Source organism: Microbispora cellulosiformans, assembly GCF_008728085.1.
Taxonomy (GTDB): Bacteria; Actinomycetota; Actinomycetes; order Streptosporangiales; family Streptosporangiaceae; genus Microbispora; species Microbispora amethystogenes.
In genome coordinates this window covers 617,858-633,656 of record NZ_VYTZ01000001.1, presented here as the reverse complement: position 1 = coordinate 633,656, position 15,799 = coordinate 617,858, and the positions used below count along the sequence as shown (strand labels likewise).

General features: G+C 71.2%; 14 protein-coding genes. 11 read left to right on the top strand and 3 right to left on the bottom strand.

Features of this window, described 5'->3' with window-relative positions:
• Positions 1-93 precede the first annotated feature (93 nt).
• Entirely contained in the window at positions 94-747 is a 654-nt protein-coding gene (locus F5972_RS02570; RefSeq protein WP_150930669.1) for an FHA domain-containing protein, read from the bottom strand.
• 234 nt (positions 748-981) lie between these two features.
• Here F5972_RS02570 and F5972_RS02565 point away from each other — a divergent pair, with 234 nt between their 5' ends.
• From F5972_RS02565 to F5972_RS02540, 6 genes are all read left to right on the top strand, one after another.
• Positions 982-2,103, top strand: coding sequence for a citrate/2-methylcitrate synthase (locus tag F5972_RS02565; protein WP_150930667.1), 1,122 nt, complete (start codon positions 982-984; stop codon positions 2,101-2,103).
• A complete protein-coding gene (locus F5972_RS02560) occupies positions 2,093-2,422 on the top strand; it encodes a DUF3017 domain-containing protein (protein WP_150930665.1) in 330 nt (109 codons plus the stop codon). Before F5972_RS02565 ends, F5972_RS02560 begins: the two co-directional genes overlap by 11 nt.
• Positions 2,423-2,531: 109 nt before the next feature.
• Positions 2,532-3,749, top strand: coding sequence for an NADP-dependent isocitrate dehydrogenase (locus F5972_RS02555; RefSeq protein ID WP_150930663.1), 1,218 nt, complete (start codon positions 2,532-2,534; stop codon positions 3,747-3,749).
• A gap of 183 nt (positions 3,750-3,932) precedes the next feature.
• A complete protein-coding gene (locus tag F5972_RS02550) occupies positions 3,933-4,541 on the top strand; it encodes an RICIN domain-containing protein (protein WP_150930661.1) in 609 nt (202 codons plus the stop codon).
• Between the two features lie 140 nt (positions 4,542-4,681).
• On the top strand, positions 4,682-5,428 hold the full coding sequence (locus F5972_RS02545) for a YwqJ-related putative deaminase (protein WP_150930659.1): 747 nt from the start codon (positions 4,682-4,684) through the stop codon (positions 5,426-5,428).
• A 207-nt stretch (positions 5,429-5,635) separates the two neighbouring features.
• Positions 5,636-8,107, top strand: coding sequence for a serine/threonine-protein kinase (locus F5972_RS02540; RefSeq protein WP_150930657.1), 2,472 nt, complete (start codon positions 5,636-5,638; stop codon positions 8,105-8,107).
• A 111-nt stretch (positions 8,108-8,218) separates the two neighbouring features.
• On the opposite strand, the gene F5972_RS02535 is transcribed toward F5972_RS02540, so the two are convergent.
• Positions 8,219-8,755 (bottom strand): PadR family transcriptional regulator, encoded by a 537-nt coding sequence (locus tag F5972_RS02535; RefSeq protein WP_150930655.1) that lies wholly within the window; start codon positions 8,753-8,755, stop codon positions 8,219-8,221.
• A 56-nt stretch (positions 8,756-8,811) separates the two neighbouring features.
• On the opposite strand from F5972_RS02535, the gene F5972_RS02530 reads away from it, so the two are divergent.
• A complete protein-coding gene (locus tag F5972_RS02530; RefSeq protein WP_150930653.1) occupies positions 8,812-10,242 on the top strand; it encodes an MDR family MFS transporter in 1,431 nt (476 codons plus the stop codon).
• A 96-nt stretch (positions 10,243-10,338) separates the two neighbouring features.
• Positions 10,339-11,190, top strand: coding sequence for a CARDB domain-containing protein (locus tag F5972_RS02525; RefSeq protein ID WP_150930651.1), 852 nt, complete (start codon positions 10,339-10,341; stop codon positions 11,188-11,190).
• Between the two features lie 28 nt (positions 11,191-11,218).
• On the opposite strand, the gene galE is transcribed toward F5972_RS02525, so the two are convergent.
• On the bottom strand, positions 11,219-12,172 hold the full coding sequence (gene galE / locus F5972_RS02520) for a UDP-glucose 4-epimerase GalE (protein WP_150930648.1): 954 nt from the start codon (positions 12,170-12,172) through the stop codon (positions 11,219-11,221).
• Between the two features lie 161 nt (positions 12,173-12,333).
• Between galE and F5972_RS02515 the strand changes: the two genes are divergently transcribed.
• From F5972_RS02515 to F5972_RS02505, 3 genes are all read left to right on the top strand, one after another.
• Complete coding sequence (locus tag F5972_RS02515; protein WP_150930646.1) at positions 12,334-13,689, top strand: hemolysin family protein; 1,356 nt, start codon at positions 12,334-12,336, stop codon at positions 13,687-13,689.
• Between the two features lie 73 nt (positions 13,690-13,762).
• Positions 13,763-14,776, top strand: coding sequence for a tryptophan--tRNA ligase (gene trpS, locus F5972_RS02510; protein WP_150930644.1), 1,014 nt, complete (start codon positions 13,763-13,765; stop codon positions 14,774-14,776).
• A 56-nt stretch (positions 14,777-14,832) separates the two neighbouring features.
• Positions 14,833-15,795, top strand: a complete 963-nt coding sequence (locus F5972_RS02505) for a YihY/virulence factor BrkB family protein (RefSeq protein ID WP_225311106.1) — start codon at positions 14,833-14,835, stop codon at positions 15,793-15,795.
• Positions 15,796-15,799 lie beyond the last annotated feature (4 nt).

The following is a 15,799-nucleotide window of genomic DNA, read 5'->3' as shown; positions in this document are numbered from 1 at the left end:
GCCGGGTGGCGGTGCCGGGAGCGGTTGGGAACGCTCCACCGGCCGCCGGGGGGTGGACGGTTGCCACTTCCTGACGGCCGGTGCGTGAGGGGCTCAGGAGGCCCGGCGGCCCACGGGGGTGCGCTGCGGCTCCGGCTCGGCGGGTCCGCCCGCTCGCTGCGGCGGCACGACCGGCGTGGGCCGTACGAGACCGAGGGCGACGACCTCGTTGGCCAGCCTGGTCCGCCGGTTGGTGCCCTCCGGGATGCGGAACTTCTGGTAAAGCCGCAGCAGGTGCTGCTTGACCGCCGCCTCGGTCACCACCAGGTCGTCGGCGATCTCGCGGGCCGTCGCCGGCGCCACGAACGCCTCGTCCGACAGGGCGGGGCGGCACAGCGAGGTGAGCACGTCGACCTCGCGGCGGGTCAGTTCCGGCGCGGCGGCCCGGCGCAGTTCGACCTCGGGCGCGAGGTCCTCACGCGGGATCCCGCCGACCCGGGCCCGGGCGGCGCCGAAGGAGACGACGTCGCCGTCGTCCAGCACCCTTCTGGCGATCGGCCTGCCGTTCACCCGTGTGCCGTTGCGGGACAGGCCCAGGTCCACGACGTACAGGTAGGGCCCACGACGGACGAATTCGGCGTGCAGCCGTGACACGCTCGGATCCGCCAGCCGGATGTCCGCGCCCCGGCCACGACCGATCGTGGTGACGTCGGGGCGCAGCGGTACCACCTCGCCGCTGTCCTCGATCCGTATGAACGGCCCCTCCACGGCAGTTCCTCCCCAGGTAGCCCGCCGTTACTTTCTCTATAGATGCGGCTTACCCACCCGTGGCGAGGGGGAATCGCCTTTGCCATAAGCAGAATCCTCCGTGAAATCGATCTGGGCCTTTGAGGGGCTTCTTCCCTGCTCACGGGTAGACTTCGGGCGGAGATAAGCGGAGGAAATACTATGAAGCAGACTTCCTCGGACGGGGGGGACTTGGGGGGTGGAACCCCCCGAGAGGTGGCAGACAAGCCCACCAAAGGACTCGCCGACGTCGTCGCCGCGTCCACAGCGCTGAGCGACATCGACGGCAAGGCGGGCCGGCTCTTCTACCGTGGCTACGACATCCACGACCTGGCCGGCCGCACCACCTTCGAAGAGACCGCCCACCTGCTCCAGCGCGGGTCGCTGCCGTCCCGCGCGCAGCTCGCCGACTACGGCGCGGAGCTGGTGCGGGGCCGCGCCCTGGGCACGCTCGTCGAGCGCGACATCCCCGAGATCGCCGAGAGGCAGACGCCCATGGAGGCGCTGCGCACGCTGGTCTCCCTGGCCGGCGCGGAGGATCCGGACAAGGATTCCAACGCCCCCGAGGCCAACCTGCGCAAGGCCGCGCGGCTGACGGCCCAGCAGCCGATCCTGGTCGCCCGCTACCACGCGGCGCGGACCGGGGCGACGCTGCCCGAGACCGATCCCGAGCTGAGCATCGCCGGGAACTTCCTGCTCCAGATCACCGGCCGGCGCCCCGAGCGGCGCGCCGCCGAGATCTTCGACACGTGTCTCGTGCTGCACGCCGACCACACCATGAACGCCTCGACGTTCGCCGCCCGGGTGTGCGCCGCCACGCTGTCCGACATGCACTCGGCCGTCGTCGCCGCCATCGGCACGCTCAAGGGGCCCCTGCACGGAGGCGCGAACGAGCAGGTCATGCGTACGCTGGAAGCGCTGGACCCGCGCGGCGTCGCCCAGGCCGTACGGGACAGACTGGCGGCGGGCGAGAAGATCATGGGATTCGGGCACCGCGTCTACAAGACGGAGGACCCCCGGGCGACGCACCTGCGGCGGATGTCGGAGGAGCTGGCCGAGGCCTCCGGCGACGACACCTACTACCGGATGTCCCGGGAGATGGAGGAGGTCGTCTTCGCGGAGAAGCGCCTCTATCCGAACGTGGACTTCTACGCGGCGACCGTCTACCACTACCTGGGCATCCCGACGGACCTGTTCACTCCCGTGTTCTCGGTCAGCCGGATGTCGGGGTGGACCGCCCACGTGATCGAGCAGCACGCCGACAACCGGCTGATCCGGCCCGACAGCGAGTACATCGGCGAGCGCGACCGGAAATGGGTGCCCATCGGTGAGCGGTGACATCGAGGAGCGCGGCGGCAGGCATGGGAGAGACGTGAGAGCGGGCGAGAGCACGGCCTGGGGGCCGTACCTGCTGGTGGTGGCGGGCGTGGCCGCCGGCCTGGGCACGATCGGGCTGGGGGCGCCGGTGTCCACCGGCGGAGCGGTGATGGGAGGCGCCTTCCTCGCCGGGTCCGTCGCCCGGCTGGCGACGCCGGACCGGCGGGCGGGTGTGCTCGCGGTCCGCGGCAGGCGGACCGACGCGATCACGCTCGCGGCCTTCGGCGCGGCGCTCGTGGCCGGCTCGCTGCTCATGCTGCTGCGCCTGCACGACTCGTGAGCAACGCGACCTCGTTCGCGGGCTTACCACACCCGTCCGATAGCCTCAACGGCCAGTGAGCCTCAAAAAGGACGTGCTGGCCAGTCAGACCAGAAGGGGAACCCCACGCATGCCCAAGATCAAGGTAGCGGGACCTGTCGTCGAGCTCGACGGCGACGAGATGACCCGGATCATCTGGCAGTTCATCAAGGACCAGCTGATCCTTCCCTACCTCGACGTCGACCTGAAGTACTACGACCTCGGCATTGAGCACCGCGACGCCACCGACGACCAGGTCACGATCGACGCCGCCAACGCCATCAAGCAGTACGGCGTGGGCGTCAAGTGCGCGACGATCACGCCGGACGAGGCGCGGGTCGAGGAGTTCGGCCTGAAGAAGATGTGGAGGTCCCCGAACGGGACGATCCGCAACATCCTCGGTGGTGTCATCTTCCGTGAGCCGATCATCATGTCGAACGTCCCCCGGCTGGTGCCCGGCTGGACCAAGCCGATCGTCGTCGGCCGTCACGCGTTCGGCGACCAGTACCGCGCCACCGACCTCAAGGTGCCGGGCGAGGGCACCCTGACGCTGACCTTCACCCCGAAGGACGGCGGAGAGCCGATCGAGCTGAACGTCTTCGACTTCCCCGGCTCGGGCGTCGCCCTGGCCATGTACAACCTGGACGAGTCGATCCGGGACTTCGCCCGGGCCTCGATGCGGTACGGCCTCAACCGCGGCTACCCGGTCTACCTGTCGACCAAGAACACCATCCTCAAGGCGTACGACGGCCGGTTCAAGGACATCTTCGCCGAGGTGTACGAGAGCGAGTTCAAGGCCGACTTCGAAGCCGCCGGGATCACCTACGAGCACCGGCTGATCGACGACATGGTGGCCGCCTCCCTCAAGTGGGAGGGCGGGTACGTCTGGGCCTGCAAGAACTACGACGGCGACGTGCAGTCGGACACCGTGGCGCAGGGCTTCGGCTCGCTCGGCCTCATGACCAGCGTGCTGATGACCCCCGACGGCCGCACCGTCGAGGCCGAGGCCGCGCACGGCACGGTGACCCGGCACTACCGCCAGCACCAGCAGGGCAAGCCGACGTCCACCAACCCGATCGCCTCGATCTTCGCCTGGACCCGGGGCCTGCAGCACCGCGGCAAGCTCGACAACCAGCCCGAGGTGATCGACTTCGCCGAGAAGCTGGAGCAGGTCTGCGTCGAGACCGTCGAGGGCGGCCAGATGACCAAGGACCTCGCGCTCCTGGTCGGCGGCGACGCCGAGTGGCTGACCACCCAGGACTTCCTCGCGGCGCTCGACGAGAACCTGAAGAAGAAGATGTCTGCCTAGATGTGAGAAAAATCGGCCTCTGCCCGCGGTTCCATCGCCGGGCAGAGGCCGATTCGCGTCTTCGGGCCGCGCCCGCCGACCCTCCTCAGCGAGTTGAGCAAGGGGTTACTCATGCGCCGGCAGAACCGGCGGGGCACCCTGAGCGGCGGGCCGTGAGTCGGCCGGTGAACAGGAGGGAAGTCGATGAGGTCAATCACAAGAAGCCACCTCGTAGGTGTTCTCGCGGTGGCGCCGTTCCTGCTCGGGAGCGGGGCCACGGCCGTGAACGCCGCGACCAGCGCATCCGTCAGCCTCGCCCGGGCGGCGGCGCCATATGCGGCGGCTCCACCCATCAGGATCCAGAACAGGCGCAGCGGCCTGTGCATGGAGGTCAACCAGGGGGACGGGACCTACGGCCTGGGGAACGGCACCGGGATCGTGCAGTACACCTGCCACACCGGCACTCAGCAACAGTGGACCTTGTTCGCGGAAGTGTTGGACGGGGCGGGCAACGTCCTGTACGTCTCGTTTGTCAACGGCCGCAGTGGAAAGTGCCTGGAACCCAACCAGGCGGACGGGACCTCAGGCCTGGGGAACGGCACCGGGATCGTGCAGTACACCTGCCACCACGGCGTTCAGCAGCACTGGCGGCAGATCGCCATGGGCGACGGCTACTTCCTGTTCCAGAACAGGCGCAGCGGCCTGTGCATGGAGGTCAACCAGGGGGACGGGACGTACGGTCTGGGGAACGGGACCGGTGTCCTGCAGTACACCTGCCATGGCGGTGCTCAGCAACAGTGGAGAGCGGCGTAAGAACTGGGACACCTCCCCGCCGGGCGTCGTACGTCGGCAATCGGACCCGTATCGCCCCGCAATCCGATGTCGAGGGCTCCCGGCGACCCTGGTCGAGGGCCGGGCCACCACAGGCGAAGACCCTCGACGAAGGACGCGCGATGGCAGAGACGACGCACACCTCACACAACCCCGCCGAAGAAGCGGTGCCCACGACGAAGGTCAAGGAGTGGGCCAGCGCGGCCCGCGTCGAGCTCGGCCAGTGGCTCAGGACGGCGACGCTCGCCAGCGAGACCAAAGCAGCCGCCGAGGAGGTGTGGAAGAGGCTCGGCGCGCTGGAGAGCGCCCTCGTGAACAAGACGAAGTCCGAGGCGGAGGCGCGGGCGGCCTTCGTCACGTGGGTCTACGAGAGCGACTGGAACGGCGGGTTCACGTGGTACCTGGAGGAGAAGGCCAGGGTGGTCGCCGAGGCCAGAAGGCTTGAGGCCGAACAGGCCATCCAGCGTTTCATCGCCAAGGCCCGCACGGAGGCCCAGAAGGCGACCAGGACGCAGGGTGGGGTGGGCACCGTGGTCGCCGGCCTGGCCGACCTCGGCACGCAGCAGACCTTCACCGGGACGAGCGGCGCGTATCCCAACCTCCCCGGCAGCGGTAAGCATCCGGTCATGGAGGAGATCCTCTCCAGGGTCGGGCAGGGCGAGGATTGGACGGTGGACAACTGCGCCGAGGTCGACGCGATGAACAAGTACCTGTACGCGATCAACGCTCGGGTCCTGAGCGACGTCCAGGGCAAGAACCTGTACTTCCACGCCGAGACGTGGAACTGGGACAAGAAGGTGTGGCAACCCCGCAAGGCGTGCGGCAACTGCGACAAGTGGCTGAAGACCATCGGAGCGCGCCGCGTCTGACCGGTCGCCGCTCGGCTCGGGCCCGACAGGAAGGGGAGCCGTCTGGAGACATTCCGGGCGGCCCTTTTCCGTCACGTGGGGATAGGGACCACTCGCCGCATTGTCACGACTTCCTGACGTCACGGCGTGGTATCGGGCGCCGGAACCGCCGCGCGGGGGCCGTAAAGTTCTGCTGGCCGGTACTTTGCCGAATCGTGGGGAACGGGGATGCCGCAGATCGCGCCGCTCCAACCGGGGGACCCGACCCGGCTCGGTCCCTTCGTGCTGTCCGGCCGTCTCGGCGAGGGCGGCCAGGGCGTGGTCTACCTCGGCGAGGACCAGGCCGGCGAGCAGGCCGCGGTCAAGCTGCTGCACGTGAAGTTCACCGGGGACGCGGTCGCCAGGTCCCGTTTCGCCAGGGAGTTGCGGGCCGCCCAGCGGGTGGCGAGTTTCTGCACCGCACGAGTAATGGCGGCCGACCTGGAGGGCGACACGCCGTACATCGCCAGCGAGTTCATCGACGGGCGGTCGCTGCGCGAGACGGTCGAGGAGCGGGGAACGGTGACGGGCTCGGCGCTGGAGCGCCTGGCCGTCGGCACGGCCACCGCGCTCACCGCCATCCACCAGGCGGGGATCGTCCACCGCGACTTCAAGCCCGACAACGTGCTGCTGGCCGTCGACGGACCCCGGGTGGTCGACTTCGGCATCGCCCGCATCCTCGACTCGACCGCCACGATCACCAGCCGGGCGATCGGCACGCCCGCCTACATGGCCCCCGAGCAGATCTCCGGCGGCAAGGTCGGGCCCCCGGCCGACGTCTTCTCGTGGGCCTCGACGATCGCGTACGCCGCGACCGGCACGGTCGTCTTCGGCGGTGACTCGATCGCGGCCGTGCTCAACCGCATCCTCAACCACGAGATCGACACCTCGACGCTGCCCGAGCCGCTCGCCGGGGTGGTGCGGGCGTGCCTGCGCAAGTCGCCGGACGAGCGCCCGACGGCCGACCAGATCCTGCTGCGCCTGCTCGGCCGTACGGCGTCGGGCGACGCGTCCACGACGGTGCTCTCGGAGGGCGCCGCGCACGCGGCCGATCCCGCGGCCAAGCCCTTCGCCGGACGCGCGGCCCCTCACCCCGGCGGCCGGCACGGTGATGAGCTCAGTGGCCGGTACGGCGGCTCGTACGGCGATCAGCCCGGCGCTCAGCACGGTGGCCGGCCCGGCGGCTCGTATGGCGGCTCCGGCGGTGACGCCCGGAGCGGCCCGCACCGGTTCGCCGGAGCGGCGGGCGGCGGTCCGCACGAACCCGCCGGCGGAGCCCGGTACGGCCCCCCGAACGGAGCTCACAACGCGGCCCACAACCCGGCTCACGACGCGGCCTGGCGCGGCCGGCAGGAGGGCTCCACCGGCCCCGCGCTGAGCGTGGGGACCTGGGACACCGAGGCGGCCCGTGCGTTCCTGTCGCCCGCGGTCAGCACCGACGTGCGTGCGGGCGGGGACACGGGCACCGCCTCCTCGCCGCCCACGCCCCCGGGGACCGGATCGTACGGATCGGAGCCGCCGGGCACCGGACCGCGCGGATCGGGACAGCAAGGATCAGGGCCGCAGGGGTCAGGAGCGTACGGATCGGGACCGCAGGGTCCGGGGCCGCATGGGCCGGCTTTGCACGGATCGGGGTCGCACGGGTCGGCGCCGCAGGGGTCGGGGCCGGTGGCGCCGCATGACCCGGGGCCGGTGGCGCCGCACGACCCGGGGCCGGCGCCCTCCCGGCGGTCCCGGCGCAGGGGCCTGCTGATCGCCGCGTGCGCGACCGCGCTCGCCGTCCTGGCCGGCGGGGGCGCGCTCGTCGCGAGAGAGATGGGCCTCCTTCCGATCGCCGGCGGCGAGACCGGCGAGGTCGGGGAGGCCGGCGAGGTGGGCACCTCGTCGTCAGGCAGCCCTCAGCCCCGGCCCACGTTCGCGTCCGTGCTCGACAAGGTGGCGCGCACCGGGCGGCTGACCATCGGCGTACGCGGAGACCTGCCGGGCGTCGCCCTGCTGCAGGGGACGGGGTCCAGCGGGTTCGAGATCGACCTCGCCACGTCCATCGCCCGGCGCCTCAAGGTCCCGGCGAGCGGCATCACCTTCCACCGGATCGGCGTCGGCGAACGGGTGCGGGCTCTGACCGACGGCGTGGTGGACATGGTCGTCGCGACGTACTCCTACGACGACAACCGCGGCGACGACGTCACCTTCGCGGGCCCCTACTACACGGCCCACGCCGACCTGCTGGTGCTCGCCGGCTCACGCGTCAGGAAACTCGACGACCTCGCCGGCCGCCGGATGTGCGCGCCCGCCGGGAGCACGACGGCCCGGCTCATCGCGGGCAAGGTGGACGTCGAGCAGGTCCCCGCCGACAACTACGCCCAATGCATGACCCAGCTGACCAGCGGGAAGGTCGACGCGGTCCCCGGAGACGACCTGATCATCGCGGGCTTCGGGAACAGGGAGGCGCTGAAGCTGTCGGTGCTCGGTGTGCGGCTGAGGGCCCAGCGGTACGCCGTCGGCCTGCCCAGGAAGGACCTGCGCACCTGCGCGGCCGTCGAGGGCGCGATCCGGGACCTGTACGCCGACGGCACGATGCGGGGCCTGCTGCGCAAGCACTTCGGCAACGTCGACTTCGACTCCGAGGCGAAGGCCCCGGCTCCGCTCTCCTGCCGCTGAGTCCCCGCCCGCGCGCCGGCGTCAGGACCGGCCGCTTCAGGACCGGCCGCTTCAGGACCGGGCGCTGCAGGGCCAGGCGCTTCAGGACCGAGCGGTTCAGGACCGGGTGCTTCAGGATTGGGCGCGGATCTCGGCGATCGCGTCGTCCGCCCACTGGAGCACCATGCGGGTCTGCCGGATCCCGAGGTCCAGAGCGAGATTGCCGAACTTGACCCGCGCCGTCCCCTCCGGGATGGGCGCCGAGTGCTTGGCCGTCCAGAGGGCTTCCAGCTGCACCAGCTTCCGCTCCGAATGGGCCCGGAACCGCTCCAGCACGGCCACCGCCTCCGGCGCGTCGAGCAGCGGGATGAGGAACGCCTGCAGCGCGACCTCACTGCGCGCCGGGCCGGTGGGATCGTGGCCGAGCAGCCATTCGCGCAGCTCGGCGCGGCCCTCGGCGGTGATCGTGTAGATCTTCCGGCCCCGGGCGCCCTCCGCCTCGACCGTCACCAGCCCGTCCGCGGCCATCTTGGCGAGCTCCGGATAGATCTGGCTGTGACCGGCCTGCCAGACGTGGGCCACCGACTTCTCGAACGATTTGGCCAGGTCGTAGCCGCTCGCCGAGCCGTACGCCGTGAGCAGACCGAGGAGGGCGATGCGCAGGGACATGCCCCTCACTATACCTCCGTATTGACATGTAAGCACTGACATGTCACCTTCGACACATGCAATCCAAGAACGGACTCCTCCTCTTCGCCGTGCTGGGCGGCATGTTCCTCGCGATGCTCGACCAGACGATCGTCGGCACCGCGCTGCCCAGGATCGTCGGCGAGCTCGGCGGCACCGGCCTCTACACCTGGGTGGTCACCGCCTATCTGCTGACCTCGACCATCACGGTCCCGTTGTACGGCCGGCTGTCCGACGCGTACGGCCGCAAGCCGCTCCTGCTGACCGGGGTGGCGCTGTTCCTGCTCGGCTCGATCCTGTCCGGCGCCGCGCAGAGCATGGGGCAGCTCATCGCCTTCCGCGGACTGCAGGGCCTGGGCGCGGGCGCGCTGCTGCCGCTGTCGCTCGCGTTGGTGGTCGACCTGTTCCCGCCGGAGCGCGGCGGGCGCGTGCAGGGTGCCCTCGGCGGGGTCATGGCGCTGAGCTACCTCGCCGGGCCTTTCCTCGGCGGTCTGTTCACCGACCACGCGAGCTGGCGCTGGGCCTTCTACGTGAACGTGCCGATCGGCGCCGTCCTGGTGGCGATCATCGTGTGGCGGCTGCCGCACCGGCCGGGGCACGGCGGGGCCCGGCCCGACTACCTCGGCATCGCGGTCTTCAGCGCCGCGATCAGCGCGCTGCTCGTGGGGCTGACCGAGAAGGGCGTGGACGGCCACACCTGGACGAGCGGGCCGGTGATCGGGCCGATCGCCGCGTCACTCGCGCTGCTCGTGGTCTTCGTCATGGTCGAGCGCCGGGCGGAGCAGCCCATCGTGCCGCTCCATCTCTTCGCGAACCGCACCTACTCGCTGGTCAACGTCGCCTCGTTCTTCACCGCGTTCTGCATGTACGCGGGAGTGGTCTTCCTGCCGCGCTACTTCCAGGAGGCCCGCGGCCTCAGCGCCACCTCCTCCGGGCTGCACATCTACCCGCTGATGCTGGCGATGGTGGTGGGCAGCGCGGTCACCGGCGCGCTGATCTCCCGCACCGGCCGGTACAAGCCCTGGCTCGTCGCCGCGACGGCTCTCCTGGTGGCGGGCACGACGTTGTGCGCGAACCTCGCCGCCGGCACCTCGGAGCCGCTGCTCGTCGCGTGGATGGCGCTGATCGGTCTCGGGATGGGACCCATGCTGTCGGGCCTCACGGTCGCCATCCAGCGGTCCGTGCCGCCCCGGTATGTCGGCACGGCCAGCGCGAACCTGACGTTCTTCCGGCAGATCGGCGGCTCGGTCGCACTGGCCGTCGCGGGCACGGCGTACGCGTCGGTGGTGGCCCGGGAGGCCCCGGCGCACGGACTGCCCGCCGCGCACGCCGCGGCGACCGCGACGGTGATCCCCTGGCTCGGGGTCGTGGGCGCGGTGGTCGCACTCCTCGCGCTCGCGCTGCTGCCCAACCGGAACCTGTGGCTCGACCGGTCCGCGCCGCGGCAGGAGGACCTGGTCACGGCGTGAGTCCACCCCGCGTCAGCGGCGCCGTACGCGGCGTGTCGGGCGGTCGCGGGCACTGCCCGGACGATTGAATTGATCTCACGCTTTCGGGGGAGCAGCATGGGTCGCAGGGTCGTCACGGGGTTGGTCTGTGTCTTCGTCGCGGGAACGCCGCACCCGGCGCTCGCCGCGCCGGGGGCGGTGCCGGCGCAGGGGCGGTGGGGGACCGCCGATCTCATGGTCGGGATCACCGCGTCGCCGAAGGTCGCGCAGCCGGGGCAGCCGCTGACCTACCACGTCAGCGTGCACAACAAGGGCCCGGGAGACGCGGTGCTGCCGACGCTGCGGGTGCGGCTGCCCCGCGACTTCCAGATCCTGAACGTCGGCGTGGCCGAGTGCGGGCCCGGCTCCGCCCGCAACGAGGTGCTCTGCCGGTCCTCCGACGACGTCCTGCCCGGCGGCTCGGGGGACATGACCATCACGGGCATGATCCGGCCGGGGGCGCACGGACCCCTCCGCGCGCGGGCCGACCTGACCTCCGAGGTGCTGGACGACGACGAGGCCGACAACACGGCCGAGACGGTGACCAAGGTCGACGAGGGCGCCGACCTCGCCATGCGGTTCAGCTCCTCCACCCGGTACACCCGTCCCGGGCACTGGTTCGCCGTACGGGCGGAGGTGCGCAACCGGGGACCCAGGATCGTCCGGGACGCCTACGTGTTCTTCCAGCCGCAGGAGGCCCGGCTCCAGTCGGCGACCGGAGCGCGCTGCCACCGGAGCCGCCAGTTCGTCGGCTGCGCGCTGCCGCCGATCAGGTCGGGGTCGCGGGGGCTGCTCAAGCTGGTCTTCCGGGTGCCGTCCCGGGCCTCGCACGCCGTGGCGACGATGGCCACCGTCTACTCGCGCCGCTTCGGCGACCGCCGGCCGGCCAACAACCGGGCCAGCATGCGCGTGGCCCTGCGCCGCGCGTGACCAGCCCAGGACGCCGGCCGCGGGAGGGTCAGGCGGGTTTGGCGCAGGCGGCCCAGGCGTCGGCGACCATGTCGCGCAGGGAGCCGTGCGCCTGGGTCCAGCCGAGCTCGCGCTGGATCTTCTCCGGCGACGCCACCAGGACGGCCGGGTCGCCGGGACGGCGCGGGGCGGTGGTCACCGGGATGGGGTGCCCGGTCACCTCCCGGGACACCTCGACGACCTCCTTCACCGAGAAGCCGCTGCCGCTGCCGAGGTTGTAGATCCGGTGCTCGCCGGGCGCGCAGGCGTCGAGGGCGAGCAGGTGGGCGTCCGCGAGATCCGTGACGTGGACGTAGTCGCGGACGCAGGTGCCGTCCGGGGTGGGGTAGTCGGTGCCGAAGACGCTCACCGACTCCCGCTCGCCGAGCGCCACCTTCAGGACGTTGGGGATCAGATGGGTCTCGACCGTATGCCGCTCGCGGAACCCGCCGTACGCTCCGGCCACGTTGAAGTAGCGCAGGCTGACCGCGCCCAGGCCGTACAGGCCGGCGAAGGCGGTCAGCGCGGTGTCCACGGCGAGCTTGGACGCGCCGTAGGGGTTGCCGGGCCGGGTCGGGTCGGTCTCCAGGATCGGCGTGCGCTCCGGCTCGCCGTACGTCGCGGCGGTGGAGGAGAAGACGATCCGGGCCACTCCGGCCTGCCGCATGGCGTCGAGCAGCGCCAGCGTGCCGCCCAGGTTGTGTGACCAGTAGAGGCCCGGTCGCTCCACCGACTCGCCCACGAGCGACTTGGCGGCGAAGTGGAGCACGGCGTCGAACCCCTCGGAGAGCACCCCGCCGGCCTCGGTGATCGACGCCTGCACGAACGACGCGCCGGGCGGCACCGCGTCGGCGTGCCCGGTCGACAGGTCGTCGAGCACCGTGACCTCGTGCCCGCGCTCCAGGAGCCGCGCCGCCACGACACTGCCGATGTACCCGGCTCCACCAGTAACCAGCAACCGCACTGTGCGCTCCTGTTCGAAAGTGTTTGATTATGTAGGCCCAGAACCTAGCTTACGCGCTTGACCTGAGGAGCGGGTTAAATGCCACCAGTACCGCAATCTCCGCGAGCCGCGGAGATCGCGGCGACCGGCCGGCACGCCCGACACCCGAACGGACAAAAGACGTGAGCAACGTCGCGGTGACCATCGCCCTGGTCCTCATATTCATCCTGATCGGCGGGTTCTTCGCGGCGGCCGAGATGGCGATGGTCTCCCTGCGGGAGAGCCAGATCCGCCGTCTGAGCCGCGAGGGACGCCGCGGCGCGCGGGTGCAGAAGCTCGCCCGCGACCCCAACCGCTTCCTGTCCGCCATCCAGGTCGGCGTCACGGTGGCGACGGTGCTGTCGGCCGCCCTCGGCGCCGACGCGCTGGGCCCGGAGTTCGCCCCGGTCCTGGAGGGATGGGGCATGCGGCCGGACGCCGCCGCGCCCGCCGCGTTCGTCACGGTCACGCTCGCCATCTCGTACGTCACGCTCGTGCTCGGCGAGCTCGCGCCCAAGCGGCTCGGGCGCCAGCGGGCGGAGAGCCTGTCGCTCCTGACCGCCCCGCTGCTCGACCGGATCGCCACACTGTCGCGTCCGGTGATCTGGGTGCTGTCGAAGTCGACCAACGGCATCGTGCGGCTGGTGGGCGGCAACCCGTCCGCCGACCGGGCGGCCATGACGACCGAGGAGCTGCGCGACATGGTCGTGGGGCACAAGGAGCTCACCCAGGACGAGCGCGACGTGATCGCCGAGGTGTTCGCGGCGGGCAAGCGCCAGCTCAGGGAGGTCATGCTGCCCCGCACCGAGGTCGAGTTCATGGCCGCCGACACGCCGCTCGCCGAGGCCGCCGTGCTCGCCGCCGCCATGCCGCACTCCCGCTTCCCGGTCTACCGCGACACCTACGACGATGTCATCGGGTTCGTCCACGTACGGGACCTTCTCGACCCGGTCAGGACCGGGCGGCTGGAGCCGATCAGCGAGGTCGTGCCGATCCGGCCGGTCAAGCTCGTGCCGGCCAGCAAGCGGGTGCTCGCCACGCTGGCCGAGATGCGCGACGAGGGCCACCACCTCGCCATCGTCGTGGACGAGTACGGCGGCACCGACGGCATCGTGACGCTGGAGGACCTGGTCGAGGAGCTCGTCGGCGACATCCGCGACGAGTACGACGAGAGCGGCGACGCCGTACGGGTGATCGCCGGTGACGTGGAGGTCGACGGGCTGGTCAACCTGGACGAGTTCCACGCGCAGACGGCGGTGCGGCTGCCCGCCGGGCCGTACGAGACGCTGGGCGGGTACGTCATGGCCTTCCTCGGTCACCTGCCGCAGCGCGGCGAGGTCGCGGAGGCGCCGGGCGTCACGCTGACCGTGACCGAGATGGACGGCCGCCGGGTCTCCCGCGTCCGCGTCACCCGCAATCCTCCCGCCGACGCGTCCCCTGCGGATGAGACCCCCGTGGAGGAGCCCTCTGCCGGAGAGCCCCCGGCCGCGACCGTCTGACGGCCCTCCGACGGCTGTCCGCGGCCCGGCGCGTGTGTCGCGGGCAGCCCGCGAGTCCTGACAGAATTGCCCCATGGCTCTCGCTCGCGTCCTGTCCGGCATCCAGCCCACCGCCGACTCGTTCCACCTGGGGAACTACCTCGGCGCCGTCCGGCAGTACGTCGCGTTGCAGGACACCCACGAGGCCTTCTTCTTCATCGCCGACCTGCACGCGCTGACGGTCTCCCCGAAGCCGGAGGAGCTGCGCCGCCGCACCAGGGTCGCCGCCGCCCAGCTCTTCGGCGCGGGGCTCGACCCGGAGCGCGCCGCCGTGTTCGCCCAGAGCCACGTACGCGAGCACAGCGAGCTGGCCTGGTACCTCATCTGCCAGACCGGCATGGGCGAGGCCGGGCGGATGACCCAGTTCAAGGACAAGTCCGCCAGGTACGGCGAGAGCTCGGCCGGCGTCGGCCTGTTCACCTACCCGATCCTCCAGGCGGCCGACATCCTGATCTACCAGGCCGACCAGGTGCCGGTGGGCGTGGACCAGAAGCAGCACCTGGAGCTCAGCCGCGACCTCGCGCAGCGCTTCAACAGCCGCTACGGCCCGACCTTCAAGGTGCCGAACCCCTACATCCTCAAGGAGGTCGAGAAGATCACCGACCTCCAGGACCCGACCGCGAAGATGTCCAAGTCGTCGTCGAGCCCGCAGGGCATCATCGACGTCCTGGAGGAGCCGAACGCCCTGCGCAAGAAGATCATGCGCGCGGTGACCGACACCGGCAGCGAGGTCGTCGCCGACGAGGAGAACAAGCCGGGCGTCACCAACCTGCTGCGGATCCACTCCGCGCTGACCGGCACGCCGATCCCCGAGCTGGAGGCCCGGTTCGCCGGGCAGGGCTACGGCACCTTCAAGAAGGAGGTCGCCGAGGCGGTCATCGAGACGTTCGCCCCGATCCGCGAGCGTACGGAGAAGCTGCTGGCCGACGAGGCCGAGCTCGACCGGCTGCTGGTCGCCGGCGCGGCCCGGGCCCGCGCGGTGGCCCGCGAGACGATGGCCCAGGTGCGCGAGCGCCTCGGCCTGCTGCCGTCCCCGTCCTTCGACTGACCGGCGAGGCCTCCGCGGGCAGGCATCGAGCCCTCTCCGAGGGGTAGAGAACCGCGATGGGGATGGGGATCGTCCAGCAGGTCACCCGGCGGGTGGACGCGGTCAAGGCGGCGGGCCGGGTGTGGATCGAGCGCAACCGGATCCGCTTCCGCGCGCTCGACCACCTCATCCGGACCGTGCAGCGCTACCAGGTGCAGACGGGCGACCGGCTCGCGGGCGCCATCACCTACTTCGCGTTCCTGTCGTTCTTCCCGCTGATCGCGCTGGCCTTCGCGCTGTTCGGGTACGTCGTGACGATCCGCCCGGACGCGCTCGAGACCCTCACCGAGGCGATCAACAGCCAGCTTCCCGGGCTCGCCGGGCAGTTGCACATCGACCAGCTCGCCGGGGCGCGGGCCCGGGCCGGGATCATCGGCCTCCTCGGCCTGCTCTACGCCGGCCTGGGCGCGATGGACGCGCTGCGCGGGGCCCTGCGCACCGTCTGGATGACCTGTGAGCCGCCGCTCAACTACTTCGTCGGCAAGCTGCGCGACCTCGTCGCGCTCGTGCTCATGGGCGTCGTCCTGCTCGCCTCGGTGATCGCGAGCGGCTTCGCCACCGGGGCCACGAGCACGGTCGCCGGCTGGCTCGGCCTCGGCTCCTCGCCGCTGGCCGGTCTCGGCGTCTGGCTCGCCGGGGTGGCCGCGAGCCTCGTCGCCGACCTGCTGCTCTTCCTGGTCATCCTCGGCTGGCTGGCCAAACCGGCGCAGTCGTTCCTCGTCGTGCTCAGGGGCGCGCTGCTGGGCGCGGTCGGCTTCGGGGTGCTGAAGCAGCTCGCCGCGCTGATCCTCTCCAGCACCCTGCACAACCCCGTGTACGGCACGTTCGCGGTGGTCGTGGGGCTGCTGCTGTGGATCAACCTCTCGGCCCGGGTGATCCTCTACGCCGCCGCGTGGACGGCGACGGCCACCCTCGGCCCGCCTCCCGAGCCCACTCCGCTTCCCTCGCCCGCGACCACCCCCACCCACGGCACGGCCTGACGGC